Source organism: Halalkalibacter hemicellulosilyticusJCM 9152, from assembly GCF_000513115.1.
Lineage (GTDB): Bacteria > Bacillota > Bacilli > Bacillales > Bacillaceae_D > Halalkalibacter > Halalkalibacter hemicellulosilyticus.
Genome location: NZ_BAUU01000037.1, coordinates 1 through 25,588, shown reverse-complemented (window position 1 = coordinate 25,588; position 25,588 = coordinate 1). Strand labels below are relative to the sequence as shown.

At 39.4% G+C, this 25,588-nt stretch carries 25 protein-coding genes, 1 tRNA gene and 1 rRNA gene; 5 read left to right on the top strand and 22 right to left on the bottom strand.

Translation table 11 applies throughout. The features are described 5' to 3' along the window. Window positions 1-273 precede the first annotated feature (273 nt). Window positions 274-999, top strand: coding sequence for a CPBP family intramembrane glutamic endopeptidase (locus JCM9152_RS18310; protein WP_035346787.1), 726 nt, complete (start codon window positions 274-276; stop codon window positions 997-999). Next, window positions 996-1,220: a YdiK family protein gene (locus JCM9152_RS18305; protein WP_035346786.1), complete on the top strand. Its 225-nt coding sequence runs from the start codon at window positions 996-998 to the stop codon at window positions 1,218-1,220. Before JCM9152_RS18310 ends, JCM9152_RS18305 begins: the two co-directional genes overlap by 4 nt. A 364-nt stretch (window positions 1,221-1,584) precedes the next feature. Here JCM9152_RS18305 and JCM9152_RS18300 read toward each other — a convergent pair whose 3' ends face one another. The 4 genes from JCM9152_RS18300 to JCM9152_RS18285 all read right to left on the bottom strand — a co-directional run bounded on the left by JCM9152_RS18300 (window position 1,585) and on the right by JCM9152_RS18285 (window position 4,399). Further along, window positions 1,585-2,118 (bottom strand): DoxX family membrane protein, encoded by a 534-nt coding sequence (locus tag JCM9152_RS18300; protein ID WP_035346785.1) that lies wholly within the window; start codon window positions 2,116-2,118, stop codon window positions 1,585-1,587. A gap of 654 nt (window positions 2,119-2,772) precedes the next feature. Then, complete coding sequence (gene tatC, locus JCM9152_RS18295) at window positions 2,773-3,540, bottom strand: twin-arginine translocase subunit TatC (RefSeq protein WP_035346784.1); 768 nt, start codon at window positions 3,538-3,540, stop codon at window positions 2,773-2,775. A 16-nt stretch (window positions 3,541-3,556) separates the two neighbouring features. After that, window positions 3,557-3,739: a sec-independent protein translocase protein TatAY gene (gene tatAY, locus JCM9152_RS18290; RefSeq protein WP_035346782.1), complete on the bottom strand. Its 183-nt coding sequence runs from the start codon at window positions 3,737-3,739 to the stop codon at window positions 3,557-3,559. Window positions 3,740-3,763: 24 nt separating this feature from the next. Then, on the bottom strand, window positions 3,764-4,399 hold the full coding sequence (locus tag JCM9152_RS18285; RefSeq protein ID WP_035346781.1) for a redox-sensing transcriptional repressor Rex: 636 nt from the start codon (window positions 4,397-4,399) through the stop codon (window positions 3,764-3,766). A gap of 178 nt (window positions 4,400-4,577) precedes the next feature. Here JCM9152_RS18285 and JCM9152_RS18280 point away from each other — a divergent pair, with 178 nt between their 5' ends. Then, on the top strand, window positions 4,578-6,506 hold the full coding sequence (locus JCM9152_RS18280; RefSeq protein ID WP_035346780.1) for an ABC-F family ATP-binding cassette domain-containing protein: 1,929 nt from the start codon (window positions 4,578-4,580) through the stop codon (window positions 6,504-6,506). Window positions 6,507-6,595: 89 nt separating this feature from the next. Here JCM9152_RS18280 and JCM9152_RS18275 read toward each other — a convergent pair whose 3' ends face one another. The 18 genes from JCM9152_RS18275 to JCM9152_RS18185 all read right to left on the bottom strand — a co-directional run bounded on the left by JCM9152_RS18275 (window position 6,596) and on the right by JCM9152_RS18185 (window position 24,233). Continuing rightward, complete coding sequence (locus tag JCM9152_RS18275; RefSeq protein WP_035346779.1) at window positions 6,596-8,770, bottom strand: hypothetical protein; 2,175 nt, start codon at window positions 8,768-8,770, stop codon at window positions 6,596-6,598. A gap of 306 nt (window positions 8,771-9,076) precedes the next feature. Beyond that, on the bottom strand, window positions 9,077-10,096 hold the full coding sequence (tsaD, locus tag JCM9152_RS18265; RefSeq protein WP_035346777.1) for a tRNA (adenosine(37)-N6)-threonylcarbamoyltransferase complex transferase subunit TsaD: 1,020 nt from the start codon (window positions 10,094-10,096) through the stop codon (window positions 9,077-9,079). Then, window positions 10,086-10,562 (bottom strand): ribosomal protein S18-alanine N-acetyltransferase, encoded by a 477-nt coding sequence (gene rimI / locus JCM9152_RS18260; protein WP_035346776.1) that lies wholly within the window; start codon window positions 10,560-10,562, stop codon window positions 10,086-10,088. The genes tsaD and rimI overlap by 11 nt, the downstream gene beginning before the upstream one ends. Then, a complete protein-coding gene (gene tsaB, locus JCM9152_RS18255) occupies window positions 10,559-11,272 on the bottom strand; it encodes a tRNA (adenosine(37)-N6)-threonylcarbamoyltransferase complex dimerization subunit type 1 TsaB (protein ID WP_035346775.1) in 714 nt (237 codons plus the stop codon). The genes rimI and tsaB overlap by 4 nt, the downstream gene beginning before the upstream one ends. Beyond that, entirely contained in the window at window positions 11,269-11,724 is a 456-nt protein-coding gene (gene tsaE, locus JCM9152_RS18250; protein ID WP_035346773.1) for a tRNA (adenosine(37)-N6)-threonylcarbamoyltransferase complex ATPase subunit type 1 TsaE, read from the bottom strand. The genes tsaB and tsaE overlap by 4 nt, the downstream gene beginning before the upstream one ends. 8 nt (window positions 11,725-11,732) lie before the next feature. Then, complete coding sequence (thiL, locus tag JCM9152_RS18245; protein ID WP_035346772.1) at window positions 11,733-12,722, bottom strand: thiamine-phosphate kinase; 990 nt, start codon at window positions 12,720-12,722, stop codon at window positions 11,733-11,735. A 570-nt stretch (window positions 12,723-13,292) separates the two neighbouring features. Next, window positions 13,293-13,366, bottom strand: a tRNA-Met gene (locus JCM9152_RS18240). A gap of 98 nt (window positions 13,367-13,464) precedes the next feature. After that, window positions 13,465-13,580: ribosomal RNA gene (gene rrf / locus JCM9152_RS18235) — 5S ribosomal RNA — on the bottom strand. Between the two features lie 335 nt (window positions 13,581-13,915). Then, window positions 13,916-15,055 carry a trans-sulfuration enzyme family protein gene (locus JCM9152_RS18230; RefSeq protein ID WP_035346771.1) on the bottom strand — a complete coding sequence of 380 codons (1,140 nt, stop codon included), beginning with the start codon at window positions 15,053-15,055 and terminating at the stop codon, window positions 13,916-13,918. Window positions 15,056-15,427: 372 nt separating this feature from the next. Continuing rightward, a complete protein-coding gene (locus tag JCM9152_RS18225; RefSeq protein ID WP_235715758.1) occupies window positions 15,428-16,255 on the bottom strand; it encodes a carbohydrate ABC transporter permease in 828 nt (275 codons plus the stop codon). 79 nt (window positions 16,256-16,334) lie between these two features. After that, window positions 16,335-17,213 (bottom strand): carbohydrate ABC transporter permease, encoded by an 879-nt coding sequence (locus JCM9152_RS18220; RefSeq protein ID WP_035346770.1) that lies wholly within the window; start codon window positions 17,211-17,213, stop codon window positions 16,335-16,337. A 266-nt stretch (window positions 17,214-17,479) separates the two neighbouring features. Further along, window positions 17,480-18,832: an extracellular solute-binding protein gene (locus JCM9152_RS18215; protein ID WP_035346769.1), complete on the bottom strand. Its 1,353-nt coding sequence runs from the start codon at window positions 18,830-18,832 to the stop codon at window positions 17,480-17,482. A gap of 177 nt (window positions 18,833-19,009) precedes the next feature. Beyond that, window positions 19,010-19,783, bottom strand: a complete 774-nt coding sequence (locus JCM9152_RS18210; protein WP_035346768.1) for a response regulator transcription factor — start codon at window positions 19,781-19,783, stop codon at window positions 19,010-19,012. A 69-nt stretch (window positions 19,784-19,852) separates the two neighbouring features. Next, the gene (locus tag JCM9152_RS18205) at window positions 19,853-21,493 is read right to left on the bottom strand and encodes a sensor histidine kinase (RefSeq protein ID WP_052016132.1); all 1,641 of its coding nucleotides are present in this window, start codon (window positions 21,491-21,493) and stop codon (window positions 19,853-19,855) included. Between the two features lie 269 nt (window positions 21,494-21,762). Continuing rightward, complete coding sequence (gene moaD / locus JCM9152_RS18200; RefSeq protein ID WP_035346767.1) at window positions 21,763-21,996, bottom strand: molybdopterin converting factor subunit 1; 234 nt, start codon at window positions 21,994-21,996, stop codon at window positions 21,763-21,765. After that, entirely contained in the window at window positions 21,989-22,465 is a 477-nt protein-coding gene (locus JCM9152_RS18195) for a molybdenum cofactor biosynthesis protein MoaE (RefSeq protein WP_035346766.1), read from the bottom strand. Before JCM9152_RS18195 ends, moaD begins: the two co-directional genes overlap by 8 nt. Next, on the bottom strand, window positions 22,465-22,980 hold the full coding sequence (gene mobB / locus JCM9152_RS18190) for a molybdopterin-guanine dinucleotide biosynthesis protein B (protein WP_052016130.1): 516 nt from the start codon (window positions 22,978-22,980) through the stop codon (window positions 22,465-22,467). The genes JCM9152_RS18195 and mobB overlap by 1 nt, the downstream gene beginning before the upstream one ends. Then, the gene (locus tag JCM9152_RS18185) at window positions 22,950-24,233 is read right to left on the bottom strand and encodes a molybdopterin molybdotransferase MoeA (protein WP_035346764.1); all 1,284 of its coding nucleotides are present in this window, start codon (window positions 24,231-24,233) and stop codon (window positions 22,950-22,952) included. The genes mobB and JCM9152_RS18185 overlap by 31 nt, the downstream gene beginning before the upstream one ends. Before the next feature lie 125 nt (window positions 24,234-24,358). Here JCM9152_RS18185 and mobA point away from each other — a divergent pair, with 125 nt between their 5' ends. After that, window positions 24,359-24,940: a molybdenum cofactor guanylyltransferase gene (gene mobA, locus JCM9152_RS18180; protein WP_035346763.1), complete on the top strand. Its 582-nt coding sequence runs from the start codon at window positions 24,359-24,361 to the stop codon at window positions 24,938-24,940. Continuing rightward, the gene (gene moaC / locus JCM9152_RS18175; RefSeq protein WP_035346762.1) at window positions 24,933-25,415 is read left to right on the top strand and encodes a cyclic pyranopterin monophosphate synthase MoaC; all 483 of its coding nucleotides are present in this window, start codon (window positions 24,933-24,935) and stop codon (window positions 25,413-25,415) included. Before mobA ends, moaC begins: the two co-directional genes overlap by 8 nt. Window positions 25,416-25,588: the final 173 nt, after the last annotated feature.

Sequence of the window (25,588 nt, the reverse complement as noted above, 5' to 3'; positions counted from 1 at the left end):
TATCTAATTCATTTTGCAAGTATTTCACATAAAAAATTTTTCGTCATTTTCAGCTATTATTTTATGTATATCTCAACATATTCTTACGTTTACACAACAGCATCTATTTTTCCCAACTTTCCGTACACTATCCACCTTTTTAGCTCATTCATCAATTTTTCAAATCTTCCTAATACATACTTCATTCACTCATATGATACAATAAGAAAAGTTGTTAACAAATGCCTACATAACACAATGAAAGTGGAACATGATAAAAAGGAGACTAACACATTGAATCGACGTTATTGGTGGATCATTATTACATTTCTAATTATTCAATTTTCAATTTTACCTGGACAATATATTTTATATTGGTTTGGAGTAGAAATCGAACGTATTTTCGGAATGTGGAATGTGATAGCCTTCTCAATCGGATTGGTTATTATGCTGCTATTACTCCGAAAAGATATGCAGGACAGACATTTAGTTAGAGATCGAACAAGCCGAGGAGATGCTCTCATTTGGTCTATTATCGGGATATTTATGGCATTTGCTGCACAATATGCTGCTGCCTTCGTTCAAATGGTAATTCTAGGATTTGAGCCGGGATCAGAAAACACAGAAATTATCGTTGAATTTGCACAAGCCTTTCCTCTATTTATAATCGTTGTTGCGATCATTGGACCTATTATAGAAGAAATTGTTTTTCGTCTTGTTATTTTCGGATCCTTATACAAACGATTTAACTTTTGGATTGCGGGAATATTAAGTTCACTTATTTTCGCCGCTATGCATGGTGATTTCCAAAATTTATTAGTCTACACCGCAATGGGGCTTACATTTGCTTTCCTTTATGTTAAAACGAAACGAATTATCGTACCAATCATTGCACATGTGGCTATCAACTTATTCGTCGCTCTCGTCCAAGTTGTTTTTGCAGACCAAATCAACGATATGATTAATGAATTTGAAGAAGTTCAGCAACAAGTATTATTATTTATTGGGGGATTATTATGAGAGCTTCACCTATGACTATGGCCGTCGTTTATTTTATGATTGGTGTATTACTCGTTTTCTTTGCGATTCAATACGTTAATACAGCAGGATGGAACTTCTGGTCTTACTTAATTATTGGATTTGCGACGATTGACTTTATGATTGCTTTTCGCTTTTTCCGCTTACGAAAAGTCATTAAACAAATCCAAGATCAAAATAAAAAGGATAAGGACAATAAATAAATTAAGAAAAGACGCGGTAGTAGCGTCTTTTCTTAATGCGTCGTTCTAAGCCGTTACAAGTGGTTGAGCTTTTCTAAAAGTGAAGTACTGTCACCACTCGTGCAAATACGTTACGTTGGTAGTATTTCACACACTTCCAACGCAACGCGTCAAAGTTAGACCTATATTATTACTTAACTAACATTATGTGTATCTAAAGCTCGGAGGACTGCTCTAAAAAATTTTTTGAGAGGTCAATAAAAGACGAAGACCCCTGTCAGATCAACTTTCTCTGAGGGAGTCTACGTCTATTTATCCGCTACGCTTTCTAAATGTTCGAATTCTCAAATGAACACTTTTGTTATGTTACAGCCTCCCCCTACTCTTACCTTTCTAATACCTCTTGCAAAGGCTGCTTACGCTGATCTAAGTCATTTTTTCGGAAACGAAAAACATTTCTCAAGTATGGTAACACCCAACGGTCTCCTCCGTATCTTCCAGCATTCGCACCAGCAGCCATAATAAACATCGCCACTAGTATCATTAATGGATTAGTAGATACAGTTCCGGCAAACAAGAAAGACATATTCATCACAACTCCGAAGAAAGCAGCTGCAGAAGTAAGTACCCCTAGTAATAATCCTAAACCGACTAGTAATTCACCCCAAGCAACCACAACGCTAAATACATCCGCATTCGGAATTGCAAAGCTTTCTAAGAAAGCGACATAAGTAGGATAAACGACTTCCTCACCACTCATAACTGGATTTGCAACAGAACCTTGTAAATACCCCCCAGCATGAAAGTCACCAGTTACTTTTCCCCACCCTGCAGTTAACCAAGACCACCCTAAATATAATCGTAAGAACATCATAATTCCAGCAGCAATTTTGTTTTCTCTTAAAAATTGACCAAACATGTTTATTCCTCCTTTTTATTTTGCTCAATATTTCACATAATATTGTGAATTTGTTCACAATCTCTTTACACTTATAGTATAGTTCATTGTAATAATCTTGGCTACCACATATAAGCATTGTTCAAGATTTGTTCAATATTTCACAAACTCACTAATGTTTAGTTTCTTTATTAAACAAGTTAAGACCTTAACACCATGTCTCTGCCGTCACTCGAGCATCGGTGCTCAAAAGAGAGACAATTAGAAATCCTCATTCCGCTAAAAGGTGAAACCCTCGCTGCTAGAGAAGTAAAGGTAACCCTCATTCCACTATTCGAGCAAAATAAGAGCAAATTGAGTGAGAATAGTAGAAATAGAGGAATGAGGAAACCAAAACGCCGCGAAAAGCGAAGCAGAGAAAGAATAGAGGAATGAGAAGACCACAACGAAGCCATCAGCTACGCGCTGTATAATCAAATTAAGGCGACTGAAATGTTAGCACATTGTTTAAAGGGCACCAAAGCCATACATACTTTTTTGGTGCCCACGCGTTGCACGAGAAGGCTCACCAGCTTCCCGTCGACAGCGACGCATATTTCAAGAGCGGCTTAGGTGCACCGCCTTGTATTTGTTCGGATTTCTTAAATGAAAACACTTTTTCCCAATCTCTTTTTATTATACGGTTTCCTTATTCGCTTTCTCTGCCTGTTCTCTTTCCTTCTCGGCCTTTAGCACCTTACGATACGTAATCTTCGAAATCCAAATACTGAATTCATACAATAACAGCAGTGGTAGCGTCACCATCAAATGAGAGATAAATTCAGGCGGCGTAATAAATCCAGCTACGATCAGCAATAGAAAATAAGCAAACTTTCTAACTTGCTTTAGGAAATCTGGTGTTAACAAACCAAGTCGTGTAAAGAACATCACAACGACTGGCAGTTGAAATAGCGCGCCAAATGGTAATGTCACTTGAAACAAAAAGGAAAAATATTCATTAATTCCATACTGTTCCGTAATTCCTAGTCTCTCCGATAGGTTGCTCATAAACTGTACTAAAAAAGGAAACAACACAAAGTAGGCAAACGAAATACCTGTAAGTAATAAGAAAAACGCAAAAGGAATATAAGCAAGCGTCGCCTTCTGTTCATTCTCATGTAACCCTGGTTTAATAAATGCCCACAACTGATACAAAATGACCGGAAACGTTAAGATCAATGCGCCAGCAAAGGCAAACGTCATAAAAATACGGATCGGATCGGTCATTTTAAAAGCATTCATAGGCAAATCTTGTGCTGTCGGTGTACTTTGTAAATATGTGATTAACGGAGTAGCTAAAAAGAAGCCGGCAATGAGAGCGATTGTGAAGAATACGAGCGTAATGACAATTCTTCGTCTTAGCTCCACAATATGATCCATTACCGACATGTCTCTTCGATTCATCTATATACCCTTCCTACTAGGCTTTGTCATTATTGTTGTTCTTCTTATCCTCATCTTCATCTGCAAGCCCTTTTGTTGCATTCTTAAATTCACGTAACGTGTTTCCCGCTGCTTTTCCAAGCTCAGGTAACTTCTTCGGACCGAAAATGATTAATGCGACAATAGCAATTAATGCGATACTACCTGCACCTAATCCCATAGGTACACCTCCTTGTCCATCCTATTATACAGGATAATGCTTCAAAAAATAAACCAACGCTTGTAATTCTACAGAAAGGTCAATATGATGCACTCGTACCTTGTCTGGCACATCTAGTCGTGCCGGAGTAAAATTCAATATTCCTTGAATGCCAATCTCAACAAGCTCATCAGCGATTTTTTGGGCTACCGCAACTGGAACCGTTAAAATGGCAACCGATACTTCATTTGGATCTATATGCTTCATATCATCGAAATGACGAATCGTCACACCGCCTACCTCTGTGCCAATTTTCGATTCATCGACATCATAGGCCATCACAATTTGTGTATTATTATTCTTGGAGAAGTTATATTGTAAGAAAGCCGTACCTAGATTTCCGACCCCTACTAAAATGACCTTCGTTAATTCGTCCTGATCTAACGTTTTTCGGAAAAAGGACAGCAAATAGTTTACATTGTATCCATATCCCTTTTTCCCTAGAGCACCGAAATAAGAGAAGTCTCGACGGATGGTCGCAGAGTCTACTTTCACAGCTTCACTTAATTCCGTAGACGACACTCGCTGCTTCCCCGAAGCTTGTAAATTCTCAAGAAAGCGGTAATAAAGTGGGAGACGCTTAGCTGTTGCTTGTGGAATTTTTGTATGATCCGTATTCATTCAATGCCTCCCCCTTCTAAATTTAACTAAACCATTTCTTAGCCATTGTACACTATTTCACAATTACTTGTCATTCGTTTACATCGTTGTTCAATAAGTTGTTGAAAGATTCATTCTACGTTACACTAAATAAGACAATAACAAGTAACTATGATGAGATGAGAGTAGGAATATTCAAATGATCATTTTACAATGTAACAACCTTTCAAAATCATTCGGCGTTGAACCGATTTTATCATCTATAAAGCTAGAAATTCAAACTGGAGACCGCGTTGGGCTAGTTGGGCGTAATGGTGCAGGCAAATCGACATTACTAAAAATTATTGCTGGACAGCTTTCTTATGACAGCGGCGATTTAATGATGCCAAAAGGAATCGATATTGGTTATTTGGCGCAGGATACTGGCTTAGAATCAGACCTATCAATTTGGGATGAAATGCTTACGGTTTTTAAACATTTACAAGAAATGGAGCGCCATATAAGGTCAATGGAAGAACAAATGGCGAATCCATCCATACTAGATAACAACACGAAATACGAAAAGCTCCTTAAAGATTACGATGAAAAGCAGCTTCAATTTAAAGACCAAGGTGGCTTTCAATACGAAGCTGACATTCGCAGTGTGCTAGCAGGCATGAACTTTGGCGACTTCGATTACTCAACAAAAATTTCGAATTTATCTGGTGGACAAAAAACGAGATTAGCTCTAGCGAAACTACTATTAACGAAGCCTGACCTCCTCATTTTAGATGAACCAACAAACCATCTAGATATTGACACACTCACATGGTTAGAACAGTATTTAGCAGGGTATAAAGGGGCTATATTAATCGTTTCCCACGATCGGTATTTCCTAGACCGAATCGTTACTCAAGTTGTTGAAATTTCAAGAACATTAACAAAGAAATACACCGGAAACTATAGTGCTTATTTAGATGAAAAGGCTAAACAATTTGAGCTGGAGCTAAAGCAATTCGAAAAGCAACAAGGTGAGATTGCTAAGCTAGAGGAATTTATTCAACGTAATATTGCACGTGCCTCAACAACAAAAAGAGCACAAAGTAGAAGAAAGCAGCTTCAACGTATGGACAAGCTTGAGCGTCCTGCTGGTTCAGAGAAGTCAGCTTCTTTTTCCTTTACGATCGAACGTCAAAGTGGGAATGAAGTACTTCGAATTGATCAATTGCATATTTCCTATGATGAAAACACGATTTTCAGTCAATTGAACCTTGCCATCAATCGTGGAGAAAGTGTCGCGTTAATTGGACCTAACGGTGCTGGGAAGTCGACATTATTAAAGGCGATTACGAACAAACTTCCAACAGAACAAGGAACGATACATCTAGGTAGCAATGTTCGAGTCGGCTATTATGATCAAGAGCAAGCCCATTTAAAGTCCAATAAGCTTGTCCTGCATGAACTATGGGACGAGCATCACCTTCTCCCTGAGAAGGAAATACGGACTGTATTAGGTAACTTCTTATTTAGCGGCGATGATGTTCTCAAGCCGGTCTCAACATTGAGTGGTGGGGAAAAAGCTAGATTAGCATTAGCAAAGCTCATGATGCAAAAAGCGAACTTTCTCATTTTGGATGAGCCAACGAACCATCTCGACCTTGACGCTAAGGAAGTGCTTGAAAACGCCCTTATCGATTATCCAGGAACGTTGCTATTTGTATCCCATGATCGTTACTTCCTTAATCGACTTGCCACTCGAATGGTCGAGCTAGATCATGGTCAAATAACCGATTATCTCGGTGATTATGACTATTATGTCGAAAAGAAAGAAGAAACGAAACAACGAGAGCTTTTAAAACAGCAAGATCAAGTCACAAATGAACCGACAAATGTTCAAAATGATAAACAGTCCTATGAATTTGACAAAGAAAAAAAGAGGCTAGAACGCCAACGAAATCGTCGCATTGCTGAGATTGAAGAGCAAATTGAAGCGATTGAACAGGCACTAGCCACTCATGAAGAGGCATTGTGTGACCCAGATGTGTATTCCGATCACGAAAAGGCTCAACACATACAAGAACAAATTGATCAAGGAAATGAAGAGCTAGAGACACTCATGGACGAATGGGAGCAGCTTCAAGAATCATAAGCAATGAAAAGGCCTGATACGACGAACCTATCCGTATCAGGCTCACCTACGCGTAACCCATTACCATCTAGACTCTTGACCTCCACCACTCAAGTTTTATCCTCTATCGGCAAAGATGATTTAGGCGAGTGAAATGGAGCTAGTTCCTTTCGCTCCTTACATTTGGCCAACCAATAATAATGAGTTGACACAACAGAGAACATCGAAATGGCTGCTGCTACTACACCCGAATCATTAAATACACACAACGCAAACGATGCTACCACACCCGTTTGCAAAAAGAGCTGCTTCCTTTTATCTCGTAGCTGCATTCTCTTTTTCCATAAAATAATCGCCACAAGAACATAGCTAGTCACAAATAGCTGTGTCCAATGAGAATGTCGAATTAACTTAACGTTCATTTTTAATTTCCGAATGATCGTATCAGTAATATAGGATAAATCACCAGCCATTAGACGTTCAAAGGCAACACCTATATGGGTCTGATCGCCGATCTGCAAGCTAAATAATCCGAGCATCACCAAAACAGTAAACAACGTAATAAGAATAAGCGACTTTTTCCCCATTCGAAGATGAAACCATTTAACAAATAGAAATCCAAATACGATTGCCGAAGCTAAAGAAGCTCCCGCATTCGTTCCAAGTGAGCTTTTACCTAATACGATAAACATAAATAGCGACAGTAGCCCAAGACTAGTGACTGAATAGAATCCTTTCTTATACACAAACGGGCTAATCATCATTAAAACCGAAATCATATAAACACCGACAAATTCATTGCCAATTCCATAATATCTAGCACCAATGATCGGATCATACCCTAAAAATGATCGCTGCATGAACCATGAACCTGTAAAAAGGTCAAGCGTAATGACAACCGCTGTCAAGCCACCGATGAATGCGATTGGATAACGACTATATCGCTCCAAATAAAAGCCAGATAGAAACGTTGCAATGATTAATCCAAAAACAAAGCCAATGATTCCGATGTAGCTAACTAATGGTGCAAGTGACAAAAACCAAAAAGGCGACATTAAAGCTACCAATAAACACACTCGGTTCCACCTTTGCCATACGATTCGCTGATGAGGATGAAACCAACCAAAAAAGGCAGCTACGAGTAGCGAAATAACCAAAACTGTGACGTAGATCGAGACGACCGATGCTCTCGTTTTATAAATGAGCACCATATCATCGACACGATCATGAATCGTACGAGAGTGAACAGATGGATCGATCACTTGCATAGGTTGACCTGCCCAATAAGAATCAGAGTCGACCTCAAATGATTGCAGCCAAGTGGGAATGAAGTCGATACTTGATACGAGTCCATGACGTCTCGTTGTCTTTGATGTTAATGTACCTCCAGCATGATCAGGTGACCAGTAAAAAACAGGTGCTAACTGATATCTCAATTCATATGCTTCTTGGTGCATCATCGGAGCAATCAACCAAACATCATTCTCAGCGGTTACTTGTTCAACAAATAGAGTTAATTCTTGTAGTAAAATTGACAGCTGTTTGTTAAAATACTCTTTCTCCATAAAAGGCTTCAAAGAAAAAAGTCGATAAAAATCTCCCCATTCAATCACAGAAAATGTACGCTGTGAATCTTTTGTGGATAACTTATCGATTAGGAACTGTTTGTCCATCTTCATACTATAAGGGAATTGCTGGTCATCCTTAACCGCAAGTAATATGTCTCCTTCTGCATATCCCTCCTCATTCATCGTGAGCAATGAGGCATAACGAAGCTGTTCATCATATGTATCACTATGACCAAATACTCGATTAACAATTTGATTGTTAATGAACAACTGTCCAAACCGCCCAGGTACGGCCTTATGAGTGGTTTGTTTATTTTTATCTACAAGACGATGAAACAATGGCTGTATGATACAATCTGAGCATGCCTTACCTGTTAGCTGCTGCATCCAATCACGACTTCTAATTCCTTTTATGTATTCGCTGTCTTCAAAGCTGTTCCATTCTTGAACCCCGACAGCTTTTCGCCCTGTTCCAATTGTCACCATATTATTTAAATACGAGTACGGACCATCTGGTCGAACATTCATTGCTGCAAATGCAGCATCTTTCCAAATAGGGTTTTCACTTTGAAACAACAATGGTGTTTCTAAAAAAGAGAGTGCTGGCACAACAATGACGACAACGTCGTGAGAATCATCAGTAGAATGTGCATAACCTGTTAGTGGTTGAACACTTAAACATATAATAAGCATAAAAATGATCACTTTTCTCCACATACTCACCAGCCTCTACATAAACATTCGATATATCCACACTACACACAGGTTTATACACAGAAAAAATCGTGTAAAAGCTTGCTCAAAGCAACTTATACACATTATCCACACTTTTACCCACAAATCATTAACCACACTCATAACGTGATAAAATGGAGCTTTTTCACTCTTTTCCACATTATCCACATTATCCACATTATCCACATTGTATGTGGGTAAGTTATCCCCTATTTTTACTTCTAGGCAAAAAAACACTTATTAGGATTATATTCTCCAATAAGTGTTTTCTTATACGACGATATATCGTTACCATTGCTCTAAATCAATACCTGGGTTTCCATTCAAATCATATCCTGAAAATTGCTTTGTTCGTAGCTTTAAACTTGCTGCGGCCCCAATCATCGCCGCATTATCTGTACAAAGATGTAATGGAGGAATACTAACTTCTACATCACATTCAGCAAATGTATCTTTTAACGCCGTTCTTAAGCCTTTATTAGCAGCAACTCCACCTGCTAATACGATTTGCTTCACTTCATACTCACTCGCAGCTCTCTTTGTTTTTTGAACTAATACATCAATCACACTAGCCTGAAAGCTTGCTGCTAAATCGTTAATAGGAAGCTGTTCATTACGTTGCTTATAATTGTGAACCGTATTAATGACCGCTGATTTTAATCCACTGAAACTAAAATCATATGAATCAGGCTCTAGCCATGCACGTGGTAATGAAATGGTTGGTTCACCTTCCGCTGCTAACCGGTCGATATGCGGTCCCCCAGGGTAAGGCAATCCAATGGTACGAGCTACTTTATCATATGCTTCACCTACAGCATCATCCCGTGTTTCTCCAATAATCTCAAACGCTCCGTGCTCCTTTAAGTAAACAAGCTCTGTATGCCCACCTGAAACGACAAGTGCAATTGCCGGAAAGTGAAAAGACTCCATTGTTAATTGATTCGCATAAATATGTCCTGCAATGTGATGGACACCAATTAAAGGCAAGTCATGAGCAAAGGCTATTGCTTTCGCAGCATGTACACCAATTAGTAATGCCCCTACTAACCCTGGACCTTCCGTTACGGCTACTGCATCTAAGTCAGCAAATGATACATCAGCCTCTTTCATTGCCTCTTCTACAATGATCGTTATTTGTTCAACATGATGCCTTGACGCAATCTCAGGAACGACTCCGCCAAACCTCTTATGACTTTCCACTTGAGAAGACACGATATTACTTAACACATTTCGTCCATTTCGTACGACAGCAGCAGATGTTTCATCGCAGCTTGTTTCAATTGCTAATATTAACTCATCATTCATCATCTAATTCCACCCACATGACTAATGCGTCTTCCTGATTATCCGCATAATAATTTTTTCGAATGCCGCCTTTCAGAAAGCCAACCTTCTTATATAGCCGCTGAGCAACTTCATTGGACACTCTTACTTCCAAGGAAACCTTGACAACACCGAGATGTCGTAAGAAAGCGAGCACATAGCGCATTAGCCTTTCTCCATGTCCTTGTCCACGGTGACTCGAGTGAATACCGACATTCGTAATTTGTGCTTCCTCCATAACCACCCACATTCCACAATAACCAAAAATAGTTCCACTTTCTTCATATACAATATAATGAGCAAATTGATTCAACGTAAGCTCTTGCATAAATACGCTTGGATCCCAAGGCACACGAAACGCATCACGTTCTACACGCACGACATCCTCAATATCCTCAGGCGTCATAAATCGAAAGGTATATTTTTCTTCCTTTTCTTCTTGTTCAATCATTTAGACTCGCTCTTTTCTGTCTGAGCTTGTAACCATTTGGCCTCCGCTTCAGCTAGCTGAATATAGTTAGGAACCAATTGATGTACATTTTGACTAACTTCTTGCTTTCTACCCATGAACGCTAATTCGGAAGGCCTCGGAACCGCTAACGTGGCAGGAGAGAATAATACGTTATCCCCTAACGCAGCACTTATCGTTTCACGATGTAGCTTTGCATCTTGACCGACAATCAAGATCGGCTTTTCTCGTTGCGCCAATTCTTCTAGCCAACTATCTAGCATGACTAGTCGATCCTCTTTAACTGTCGTGTAAACTTCTTTTTCAAACGAATATAAGCCAGTATATACTTGTCCTCTTCTTGCATCTACTATTGGAACAATATCTCCATTAAAATAACGGCCCGATTGTGCCATTAAAGCGATACTAGAAACCCCGACAATTGGTATTTTTAATGACCAGGCGAGTGTTTTCGCAGTTGTCACACCAATTCGTACCCCTGTATACGACCCAGGTCCATTTGCCACAACAATTCGATCAAGCTCACTAGGATGCATGTCTACTTCTTTCATCAATTGGGAAATAGCCGGCATTAAGCGTAATGAGTGATTTTTTTTTATATTTGTAATCAATTCTCCACGAACCGATTGATCTTCTGTCACAGCAACGCCCATCACATAAGAGGATGTATCAATCGCTAAAATCTTTGTCATACCGCTAACTCCTTACTTAACTCACTCGATCGTGATCCTGTTGCTTCGATCATAATAAGTCGTTCACTTTCACCTTTATATTCAATCGTGATCTTTAATCGATCTTGTGGTAATTGCGCAACAATCATTGAAGGCCACTCAATAACGGTCACACCATCTCCATAGAAATACTCCTCAAATCCAAGATCTTCATATTCATTTTCAAGACGATAAACATCCATATGATAAAGTGGGATTCGCCCTTTATATTGCTTCATGATCGTAAAAGTGGGGCTATTGACCACTTTTTTTACTCCTAAACCTTTAGCCAGGCCTTTTGTAAAGCTCGTTTTGCCAGCTCCTAAATCCCCTTCAAGTGTGATAACATCACCTTGTTGGACAAGCGCTCCAAGCTTTTCAGCAAATACCATCGTTTCTTCTGGTGCCATCGTTCGTATTGACCATGTCTCCATATTAAACTTCACCCACGCTTTTGAAAATGGTTATAACCTTTTTTTTCAAGTCTCGTTAATTGATTCTCTTCTTTCAAATAGACACCTTCCCCACTTAGAACATGTCCGATTTTCGTTATGAATAACCCTTCCTCTTTAAAGAATTCCTCAACCTTACTGAAATCTTCTTCCTTAACCGTTCCAATTAAAACAAAATCTTCCCCTCCGAAAAACACATACTCTAATTGCTGTTCTCGTGAATAGCTAGACATCGCTTCATCAATTGGAATATGTCGCGCATCAATATGTATCCTCACATTACTCGCTTCTGCTAATTCATTTGCCTCACTTGCTACTCCATCACTTACATCATTTAATGATACTCGAACGCCTGTCTGACATAAAATCCGACCTGCCTTTACGTGAGGCTGAGGTTCCTGATGTGCTTTAACAAGCTTTTGCTCTTCTAGGGAGAAAGATCCATTTACACCTTTTTCAAACAACAAATCTAAACCGGCTGCTGACCGACCAGCATAACCCGTTATGAACACAACATCTCCCGGCTTAGCTGTATGCCGATAGACTGCGCGATTACGTTCCACTCGACCAATTACCGTAACCGTTAAGACAAGTGTATCAGGTGTCGATACCGTATCTCCACCAATTAAATCCATTTTGTATTCTTGAGCTAAATCAAACATACCTTTATACACATCTTCTAGCTCCTCTTGCTTCCAATCAGCAGACGCTGCAACTGAAACGATATAATAAATAGGCTGGGCACCCATTGCTGCTAGATCACTCACATTAATGGCTAATGCTTTCTTCCCTATTTGAAACGGAGTCAGTGTATCTCGGCGAAAATGTACGCCTTCTACCATCGTATCAACGCAAATAACCTCATCATATTCGTCTGAACCACGATAAACCGCTGCATCGTCTCCTATGCCTTTAACAAGGGAGGCCTGGTCAGTCTGTCGTGGAGTAATGGATTCAATAAATTCAAATTCATCCTTCATGATACCACTCCTCAATCAGGTCGTAGAAAAATGACGTACAGCATTTCTTCGACGCCACCCTCGAGTTCGCTTGATTAACCTTCTAATTTTTAAAAGAAAAACGCGACAACGTCTTTTATTTTAAGCAGTGTGCGGAGTCGTTAATAGAGTTTAGCTCATAAATACGAGTATCAAGCGTAGGGAACAGCTTTTGCGAACCTACTTGCACAACGCAACCAACAAAGGTAATCCTCATTCCTCTAAATCAGAGAAAAAACGCTTCTGGAAAGAAAATGTCGTTCACATTCCGCTATTTTGGCTTTTATGACTCCTTTTGGACTCATTCAGCTTAAATAGCGGAATGAGAAACCGTAACGACATGAAACATAGAATGAGGGAGGAAATAGAGGAATGAGGAACCGCGTAGAGCACGTGGTCTTTGCCTCACGCTTCTGCTAAACGTGCGCAGCCGTCGCTCTCCTTTGAATTTGCCTACACCCTCTATGCTTTTCACACATGACTTCCTCAAATTTTATGCTTTCTAATTCTTAAAAAAAGCCGAAACATATACGTTTCGGCTTTTTTTCGGTATTGCGGGGGATGGATTTGAACCATCGACCTTCGGGTTATGAGCCCGACGAGCTACCAGACTGCTCCACCCCGCGTCGTTTCATAGTATATGGATGATGTCTTTTTCTTCGATGAGGACATATCCTCTTCTCGATTCTCTTTGACGCTTTCATGCGTCGTGTTAAAATAAGAAGACTGGCAACGTCCTACTCTCACAGGGGGAAGCCCCCAACTACCATCGGCGCAGAAGAGCTTAACGACCGTGTTCGGCATGGGAACGGGTGTGACCTCTTCGCTATCGCCACCAGACTTCTTTATTAACAAGCAAGATCAATTGTATCATGAATAAAATTCAATAGCAACTGTTTTTAAAAATTAGATAAGAAAAACGTAACAACGTCTTTTCTTTAAAGCGGCGTGCGTTCTCCTTTGAGTTTGCCAACATCCTCTATGCTTTTCACACATTTTCTTCCCAAAATTTTATTAATTCTTCTTCAAAAAAAGAAGAACCTTCGACAAGTGGGGGAGCTTGCCGTTGGTTCGTGCAGGCTTTAACTATATGTTACTATCCTGCAAATGACGATTTCCTTATAAGGATGAACCAGTTTATTCTTTTTTATACATTCTTTTTTAATGCAACGTCTTTAACTTAATCGTATTGCCTTCTTAAACGTCTCAACGATATCCATCTCATCTTCAATTCCAACAGAAATACGCACAAGCTGCTTACCAATCCCTAGCTCCTTTTGCAACTCTTCAGGAATCGTTCGATGTGACGTTCTTAACGGATACGAAACCGTCGTTTCCACTCCTGCAAGAGTAGGAGCAATCTTTATCCAATCTAATGATTTAAAAAAGACTTCTACATCGACATGATCAGCCAAATCTACACTTACCATTGCGCCGTTTCCTTTTCCTGAAACAAACCCCGGGTAATAGACTCGATGAATATTAGGATCTTCTTCCAATGCATGCGCTAACGCTTGGGCATTTCTACACTGCTTATCCATACGAACACTTAACGTTTTTAACCCTCGACACGCCAACCAAGCTTCAAATGGACTTAAATTGCAACCCATTGTAATTATTTTCGATCGAGCTTTTGCAATTAAGCTTTCGTGTCCGACTAATACGCCTGCGGTCACATCACTATGCCCTCCAATATATTTCGTAGCACTATGAATAACCAAATCCGCTCCTAACACATAGGGCTGTAATAAATACGGTGTTGCAAATGTATTGTCAATCATCACCTTTACGCGATATTCTTTACCTAATTGAATAATCCCTTCTACATCTTCAACGCGCAATAGAGGGTTTGTTACTGACTCTGTGTAAAGAAGAACCGTATTCGATTTAATGGCTCCCTTCACATTAGCTAGGTCCTCAAAGGAAACAAATTCTACCTCGATACCAAGAGAAGTCACCTCATCAGCAAACAACTGATATGTTCCACCATACAAATCCTCCGATGCGAGAATATGATCTCCTTGCTTTGCTACTACTAGTATTCCCGCTAGGATAGCTGCCATCCCTGAAGAAGTCGCTACTCCATCTTCTGCATTCTCTAATAAAGCAATTCCCTTTCCTAGATCATCTGTATTTGGATTACTGTAACGAGAATACAAATACTCCTTTTCTCCTTCATAGAAACTTTCCATATCATCTAAATCTTTAAATACAAAAGCTGATGTTTGATAGATCGGCTTTGCTTTACTAGTATTTCGCGCCGGCTCCTTAGATTGAAAATGAACCGCCCTCGTATCAAACTGTTTATCCTTCATCTCAACATCCCCTTATATCAATGAGCTAAGCTACTATTAAATCCTAGCATAAAGAGGACGATTGAGCCAATGTATATGAGTGGGGTTCTCGTATTAGGCGAGTAACGAGTGGAGCCATTGGAAAGAGCACTGAAAAAAAATGATTCGTATTTTTCAGTGCTCTCATGTTTGAATAGTAAAGATCCTCAAAGCGCCTAAGAGAACCCATAAGTAATCCTCCTGCTGCTAATTGGGTGAAACAGCGATAACAAGGAATGATAGGGAATCGCCATTCCTCTAATTGAACAAAAAGTGTGCAACATGTGTTAGAATAGCCGAATTAGAGGAATGAGGGATCGCATGCATTCGCTTCCTCCCACCGGACAGTTATGCTCACCCTTTTACAGAACCCGATGTAATCCCTTCAACAATACGATTACTTAAAAATAAGAAAGAGAGCAAAATAGGAATAATACTAATCATTAAGGTTGCCCCAATGGCTCCCCAATCAGTAGTATATTGCCCTATAAAATTTTGAATACCTACTGTCAGCGTCTTATAACGATCAGAGCTAATAAAAGTGTTTACAAAAACAAATTCATTCCAATTATAAATCATATTAATAATAGCTGTCGTTGCAAGCACTGGTGTTGTCATTGGCAGCATGATTTGGAAAAAGATCCGATGCACAGAGCACCCATCCATCACAGCCGCCTCCTCCACCTCACGTGGAAGCGTTTGATAGAAGCCTAGTAAAATCATAATCGTCAGAGGTAAATTAAAGGCTGTATATGTTAAAACAATCGACATAGGATGATTCATCAATCCTATATTTGTATAGAAGCTAAATAACGGAATAAGCGTTGAATGCACAGGAATCATTAAACCAACCATAAATAAACCTAATACGAGTTTACTAAGTTTCCACCTCATACGCGTAATTGCATATGTTACAAAGCTTGCTAGTAAAACCGTTAAAACAACAGCCGTCACTGTAATCCAAACACTATTAAAAAAATAAAGGCTTATATTGCCCTCTGTCCATACTTTTACATAGTTTTCCCACTTCGGATCAGAAGGAATCGCAAATGGGGCAAGCTGGAAGACCTCCTGATTATCCTTTAGAGAAAATAAGAGTAACCATATTAACGGGAGAATTTGCAAAATCGCCACAATTATTAAAATCACATACAAAACGATCATACTTAGTTTTGAAAGCATCGATCTCGTTTCCTTTTGAACAGAAGAACGATTACTTTTCATTTGTGTGGATGCATTCATCGTTACCATCCTCCTTTCATCAATATTGAATCGAATCTTTTGATTCAGTTAGCTTTCTAATGAGCCATGTAACAATGAGACAAATAAGAAGTAATAGAAAACCAGCTGCACTGCCGTATCCAAAGTCATTTGTTCGAAAGGCTAACTTATACATATATGAAGCCATCACTTCACTTGCTCCATTAGGTCCACCATCTGTCATCACATAAATTAAATCAAAATATTTTAAAGAACCTACGACCGCTAATACAACCGTGACTTTTATCACTCCAGCTATGAGCGGCACTTTAATTTTGTAAGCGATTTGCCATGGGGAAGCTCCATCAATTCGAGCAGCCTCCACTAGAGAATCGGGTATATTTTTTAACGCGGCATAATAAATCAGTATGTAAAATCCAGCGTACTGCCATAAAATCGGAATAAAGATGGCATATAACACAATACTCGTATCTGATAACCAAAGCGGTGGCTGTTCCACACCGATTGACATCAAAAATCGATTCATAATTCCGTTTGAAGGATGGTACACTCGCATCCATAGCTGAGCAATAGCAACCGATGACAATAGCATTGGGATTAAATAAATTTTACGAAATAGTTGAGCACCTTTGACCTTCCCGGATAGAACAATTGATACAAGTAAATACAATCCCAAACTCAAGACAGAAAACAAAGCAAGCAAAAAAGAATGCCAAGCGCTTTGCCAAAACATATTATCGCTGAAAAGCTGTATATAATTTTCTAAGCCAATAAACGTCATTTGCCCTATACCATCCCAATCCATTAATCCATAATATCCTGTCATGATGATAGGAATATATACTAGGACTAACAAAAGAATGAATGCAGGGAGAACGTATAAAGCAATCACTTTTTTATCTGACATAACTCTGTTCATTTTCACCCATCTCCTTTCCATTTTTATAAATTTCATCTGTGTAGTCGTGACAAATTGTTCAACGTGTAACGAACTGGCTCCTTCATCCCTCTTTGATTAACCTTCTAAAGGTATTTTCGTACTTTGTTTTAAAATAGAATGAACATATACATTATGTATTCTGTAAAAAAAACCGCAGTAGCGGTCTTTTCTTAAAAGCTGTTTTCTTTTAAGAAAGGAGGTGTCTCGCATTCCGAAATGGAGACATCTCCTTCTTCACTCACCCATTATTCTTCGTCTGCTAGTGCCTCTTCATGTGTTTTCGCAAAATCTTCTGGAGACACTTCTTGGCCAAATAGAGATTGAATCATATTTAAGTGAGTCTCTGCTACGCCAGCGCTCATTTGAACGTCTGCAAATAACGTAATATTCGTAGCTTGATTCAATTCACTTAATACATCAATATAAAGATCTGGTAAGTCAACAGCATCCGTATCAACCTGAGTGGCAGGAATAACACCCGCTCCTGTCACTGCTTGTTCACCCCACTTCTCAACGAAGAAACGAATGAAATCCTTTGCTTCATCTTTCACATCTGAATTCTCTGCAACAAAGAAGCCAACACCAGGTCCACCTACCCAACTGTCTATGTCACCTGCTCCACCATCAATGGTAGGGAATTTAAAGAAACCGACCTGATCTCTAAACTCTTGTGGAATTTCATCATTTGTAGTGAAGTTCGGTAATTCCCATGACCCCATCAAATACATAGCAGCTGTTTCATTTAAAAATTCTGCTTTCGCTTCATCATTATTCAACCCATTAAAGCCACGATTAAAAGCATCTCTTTCAACGAGATCTACTACACTTTCAGCAGCATCAATTAATTCCGAAGTTTCAAATGTTCCGCTACGATCAATCGCTGAATTCAACGCATCAGGACCACCGTAACGATCAGCTAAATACATATACCAAAGCGATCCCGTCCAACGATCTCTATTTCCAAGTGCGATAGGAGCAACTCCATTCTCAACTAACGTATCAACAATATGAAGAAAATCATCATACGTTTCAGGTACATCTAAATCATACTCAGCAAAAATAGCTTTGTTATAATACACTGGAGCTATATTCAACTCAAGTGGTAACGCATAAAACGTATCATCCATTTCATAAGCCTCTAATGTTCCGGCAACAAATGACTCTTGAAGTCCACCATCAAGCACATCATCTAACGGCGCAAATAACTCCCCTTTGACATAAGGCTCCATAAAACCAGCTGGCCAAGTCATTCCAACATCAGGTAGCTGATTAGAAGACGATACAACTTGTAATTTATTTTTGTATTGCTCGTTCTCTAGAACTTCCTGCTCAATCGTTACATGCGGATTCTCTTCAATATATTGATCAATAATCTCATTGACAATTCGATTCTGACCAGCTGAAGTACCGGCAGGCCAAAGATGCATGAAATCAATCGTTACATCTGCTTGCTCTTCTGAACCCGAGTCATTAGCATCATTTGACGCTCCTTGCTGTTCATCTGCCGTTCCATCTGAATCTGTGCCTCCACAAGCAGCCAATACGAACAAAAGAAACACAGACCATACGACACATAGTGAATACGCTTTCTTTTTCAAATGAATATCCCCCTTACTATTTTTTAATCCTCTTGAGTGTAACAAGGAACGAGCATTGGTATAAGGGCACGATGTTTGTATCATTTTCCACTTTTTTTAGAATCTGCTTTATAGGATGTTTAATGCTATTCAAAAAACAAAACCATTTCCTTGTTTAAAATAGCCTTTTTAAATGATTCATTTATATGTTTTTCGGTAATAGCCAGGAGTAACACCTTCGTACTCCTTGAAAATTTTATTGAAATACTTTTGTGTTTGATAACCGACTTCCTCTGCAATTAGCGAAATCGGCATATCGGACTGTAGCAACAAATGCTTGGCACTTTGAATTCTTTTTCTTGTCACATATTCACTAAAATTGATCCCAACTTCCTCTTTAAATAATGTACTAAAATAACTTCCGTTTAAATGGACAGCGTTCGCGACATCTTGTAAGCTAACCTTCTCTTTAATGTGATCATCGATATATCTTAGTGCCTTTTCAATCGCCGGTTCATATCTCTCGTTATTAAAATCCGCTTGCTCTAACAGCTGTAAATCAATGACTTTCGTTAATCGCTGTCCTTGTTCTTGATCCTCTTTCTTAGCAATTGCACGCTCAACGGCTTCAATTAACTCTTTTTTTCTAATTGGCTTTAACAGATAATTAATGACCCCATGTCGAATGGCTTCTTGGGCATAATGAAAATCTGAATAAGCTGACATAATTAATACGATCGGTTTCACGTCCATCTCCGCTAGAAGCTGAATAACTTCTAAGCCTGTCATCTCTGGCATCCTAATGTCCGTAATTAAAATATCAATTGGCCTCTCACTTACTATTTTAATAGCATCCCGTCCCGTGCTCGCACTTATAACTTCAATCGAATATTGAGCCCATTGCTCTAACGTTTTACTAATACCTTCCCTCGTTCTCGGCTCATCATCTACGACTAATATCGTTCTATTCATCGTGAACACCCTCTCCCATAGGAATGTCAAAATAAACACAGGTTCCGTTCCCACTATCACTTTTAATGGCTAAGCTCGATGATGAATTTCTTTATAATATAATTGGAGGCGTTTGTTCACATTTGTCATTCCCATTCCTTTTTGACTGCTATACGCTTGTTGAAACACATCGTTAATTGTTTTTTGATCCATCCCAATACCATTATCACTAATGAAGATGCTTAAGCGATTTACTACGTCCGATGGCTCTATTCGCACTTGAACTACGCCACCTTCACTTCGATTACCAATACCATGCAAGATTGCATTTTCAACTAATGGTTGAATCGTTAGCTTCGGTATCATACATTGATTAAATTCATTAGGAGCATCAATATGCCAAGAGATTCGATCTCCAAAACGGATCTGCATTACATACAAGTACCGTTCAACATGATCGAGCTCCTCCCTTAAGGAAACCCAATCATCCTTTTTTTGATCACTTATCGTATAGCGAAACAATTCTGATAATGTAATAACATACTCAGCTAATTCCTCCTCGTCTTTTTCTTCCAATGCCCAATACAACGCTTCAAGAGTGTTATACAGAAAATGAGGGTGGATTTGTGCCTGTAAAGCTTTCAGTTCAGATCGATGACGGACAATCTCCTTTGCATACACCGCTTCAATTAAATGATTGATCGTCTCCACCATTTGATTGTACGATTGATTTAACTCATTCATTTCCACCGTCGTTGTACGAACAGGAATCGTTTTTAATTCACCATCCTTTCCTTGTCGCATCGTATTTGTTAATCGAATAAGAGGTTTTGTTACATACGTTGCTAACAAATAAGAAAATAACATAAATACAAAGAAACCCAACCCTGCTGAAAGAATAAGAGCTAGTCGTAATGCAGAAACTTCACGTGTAATCATTTGAACAGGGGTAAACATATACGTACGCCATCCCGTTTCAACTGATTCATGGTAAACTTTTATGTAGTCTTGTTGATGCATAGTAAACGTTGCTTCATCTTGACTAAGAAGCTTTTGTTCATGACCCGGATAGTTTGAAGCAACTGATTCATATTGTTCATCGACCACAATCATCCATTCACTTTCCATCATTGAATCGTGCACTTCAAAATAAGTAGGCTTGATACGAACTAATAAATATCCTCCTTTCGAAAACCATTTATTCATTAAATTCACTTGTCTCAATGCAAGGAAATAACCAGGTTTATCCCGATCCTTCCCGATCCAAACAAGTCGTCCTTTTTCCTCTTCTGCTTTTCGTATCCATCTATCGTCAATTCGTTCTGAAAGTGAAGCTTCATTCAACGGAAACAACCGACGTTCATTAGACAAATATAATTCAAAAGCATCAATCCCATTCGAATATACTTGAAAGGAATCGACGATTTGCATTAGTGATTGGCGTTGATGGAACAGCGTTGTTTGTCCGTTTACTTCTTCTAACAAAAGGTCTTGAACGTAAGCATTTGTTGCAACTTGATTTGTAATCATATCAAGCTGATGATAGAGAGCATCTACGCGACCACTCGCTTGTGTGACGGTTTGTTGAATTTGCTTTTCTGCATTATTTGTTAACATCGATGCGACCATATTGTACGTCATCACTGCAACAAACGACATGACAATCGCCATTGCTATCACAAAAACAACCAATATTTGATTACGTAAGGTGCGAAACCAGCGATTAGACATTCTAAATTCCACCTCTTTTTTGATAACGCTTACTTAAGGATAACAAAGGTTTCATTGCATGCTACATATAGAAACAACATATCATATTTAAAAAAGTATGAAGGAACGATACGACTACAAAAGAAGATCTATACATACACCTTTTTCAATGTCCTATCAGCAATGTACGTAATCATGCATATTTTCAATAAACAAAAAATGCTCCAATAGGCTTTAACCTAATGAAGCATTTTTCTCAATACTCTCTTAATCTATTATGACCTGCTCTTCTAGCCTCCACTAACCGGAGGGATGAAAGCAACTATATCACCATTTTTCACAACTTCTTCCTCTTGGGCAAACTCCTCATTTACAGCAACCATGACATTATCAAACGTACGTATCGAGTAATCGCGTATGAGCAGCTCCTTTAATTGTTTAATGGTGATCGGTGCTAGCTCTAGGTTGATTTCGTTCTGACCGCTCTCTTCTTGTAGCTGTGCAAACAATAATACTTTAATCATGAGACTCACCTCCACCATGCGGTTCACCTAAAGGGTAAGGTGTTTCACCAGCCTGATCGCCAATCCATTTCGTACCATCGTGCCAATATTCCTTCTTCCAAATTGGAACCATTTCTTTAATTCTTTCCATTGCATATGCATTCGCTTCATACGCTGCTTTACGATGCGGGGTAGAAACGGCGATAATGACGGCAATATCGGAAATTTGCAGCAAGCCAATTCGGTGAGAGATTGCGACTGTTGCTCCCGGCCACTTTTCCTCCACTTCTTGACCAATTTGCTGCAACTTTTTTATAGCCATCGATTCATATGCCTGATACTCCAGCTGGAGCGTCTGCTTTCCTTGTGTAAATTCTCGAACAGTTCCGATAAAAGTTGCTATCGCACCACACTCTCGACGAGTTACCTTTGCTACTAAATCCTCTACCGATAACGGCTCTTGACTAATTTCAAACATTGATTGTTTCATTATAAGCTCCTTATTCGTTTCACAATAAATGGTACATACTTTTCTTCCTCATAAATGGAAAACACAGGTACATCTGCTTCAAAAGGTCTCCCCCACGTAATGATCACTTGCACATTTTCCATTCCGTCCAATAGACGTTGATCGCCATGCCCTTTCAATATGACGACCTTTGGATAACATTCACTCTTATACCCTTCCACTAATATGAAATCTGCCTCTAAGTACCGGAGTAACTTAATCGTCTGCGCCAAGCTTTCAACATGGTTTTGCTTATGAAGGATGAAGTCTCCTCCACCTTCGACAACCGTCATCATTGCACCGGCTTTCAAGTGACGATCACTATCCTTTACTTCTCGACTATCATATAGTCGTTCTCCTCGATGGCCATGGTGCTTAATGGTTACTACATTCCATGCAAGCTCCTCCTTACACCGTTCAAGGATTTTTTCCATTAACGTCGTCTTTCCACTATTTGAGAAGCCAACTATTTGTAAGACGCGACAATCTGGTCCCACGGCCATTCACTTCCTATATGATCATCAAGTAATAGAACATCCACTTTCATTCCACGCTCATACCCTCTCGTTCCGCCAGGCAATAGCATTAGAGCATCCGCTCCTGAAAGCGAACTAACAACGCCAGACTTATCTAGCCCCGATGGCTCCACATACAATGTATTCTCCTGAAAAATCAGCTGTGATCGAACGAAACGCATAAATGGATTCGGTTTAGGAAAATCAGCATTTAACGTAGCTGTCACCCTTCGTAAGTGAGGCTTCTTACTATAGAACGCTTTCCTCAAAATAGGTCGAACAAATAGCTCAAAACCGACATAGCAAGCAGATGGATTACCAGATAAACCGTAAATCACCTTTCCTTCTGGTAACAGTGCTACTGTCGTCACACTTCCAGGCCTCATGGCAATTTTATTAAAGAGTACGTTCGCTTCAAGCTTCTTTAAAATTTCTGGAATAAAGTCAAAGTCACCAACAGAAACTCCGCCTGTCGTAATGAGCACGTCCACTTCATGTAAAGCCTTCTTAACAGCTTCATAACAGGAATCAAAATCATCATCTAGCTTTCCAAGATAAACAGCTTCACCACCCGCTCGCTCAATTTGTGCCATCACCATAGGCGTATTACTATTACGGATCTTTCCCGGTACGAGTTCTTCATCAACATCTAACAGCTCACTTCCAGTTGCCATTACACCCATTTTCACTCGCTTTGCAACGGCTACCTCACTATATCCAAACGTCGCTAATAAAGCGATGGTTCCAGGGTTAATTTGTGTTCCTTTTTCGACTAATACGGTGCCCTTTTTCGTATCCTCACCTTGAAATGAAATGTTGTCATGCTTTTTTACTTTTCGTTTAATTTCAATCATTTCATTTGATCGTTCATTCACAAGCTCTAGCATAATAACCGCATCAGACCCTTTTGGAATCGGAGCTCCCGTCATGATACGTACAGCCTGTTGAGCCTTTAATTCTGCCTCATAGACAAAGCCAGCACCAATATGACCAACAACTTCAAACGTGACAGGTGTCTCAGCTGTCGCTCCAACGGTATCCTCTGATCGAATCGCAAAACCATCGTACGGAGATCGATCGAAGGATGGCACATCATGTGTAGCAATTAAATCCTCCGCTAAAAAACGCCCCATCGCCTGTTCTAATTTTACTCGTTCAAACGTAGGTTCTAACGAAAATCCCATCACCCTTTGTACAGCTTCCCTTACTTGAATCGGTGTTCGCCTCTCAACCAATCCTCTCACTCCATTCTTGTTTATCGGTTTTGTATAATTTATAATGTCGAAATGTTATGATAATAAATGAATTGTACTTTATTCTAGCATAAAGAGGCACGCTTGAAAAAGAAAGAAGGGGAATTATGGACGTAGAAGGAGTTTTATTAGCTGGGGGAAAATCATCTCGCTTTGGCAAGCCTAAAATGTTTGAACACTACAAAGAGAAGCGCTTTTATGAGCATGCCATCACTGCTTTTCAAAATGCTGGTATTAAATCGATTACGATCGTGACAAATGAAGCTCTCGCTGCTCATTTCAACGTATCTTCTTCTCGTGCGTCTGTTTTAATTGAAAACCCTCCATATGAAGGACCGCTACATGCACTCTATCAGGCAATGGTTAAACAAAAAGCGGCAAATTGGTATTTTACGTTACCTGCTGATACACCCTTTGTTACAGCTACTTTTATTAAAAACCTGCTCTCTTATCGAAGCGATCAATCAGCCATCATTGTACCTGTTGCCAATAACTTTGAGCAGCCTTTACATAGCCTCTACCCAGCGAGCTGCTTACCTGTTATAAAAAAGCTACTAACAGAACAAAAAAAAAGCATGAAGCTCTTATTTGAACAGTTCCCTGTTCACCACGTCACATTTCATGAATCTAATCAAGATTTTATTAATATCAACACACAAACAGAATGGAGTCGATACAAAAATGAGTGAGTTTTCCCATTGGAACGAAGAAGGGCGACCAAAAATGGTCGATATTTCATCAAAGAATGAAACGAAACGGACAGCCATAGCTCGTTGCTATGTGCAATTTAGCTCTGATTTATATGATGCGATAAAGCGACAACAATTAAAAAAGGGCGATCCTGTTCAAGTTGCACAAATTGCCGGAATTATGGCAGCTAAAAAAACATCCGACCTCATTCCGATGTGTCATCCAATTGCCATTCAAGGTGTGGATTTCACTTTTCAATATGAAGAAAGAGAGAACGGTTACCAGTTAATGATCGACGCTTGTGTATCTTGCAAAGGGAACACAGGAGTTGAAATGGAAGCTCTAACGGCCGTATCAGCTGCTGCACTGACCTTTTACGACATGTGTAAAGCAGTTGATAAAGCGATTGTCATAAAGGAAACAAAGCTACTATCTAAAACCGGCGGCAAAAGCGGTGACTATAGCATAACGTAAGCTGTGTAACATAATCTTATATGAAGAAGGTCATTGAAAAATAAACTTTTTCAATGACCTTGCTATTCTAAGGCCGTTGCCCGATTTTGAAAACCTTGCTATGAGTGAGTTCCTCATAGCAAGTCGCGCAACGAGCGGAGCCATTACTCTTCTTTGAGTTACTAGAAAGGGGG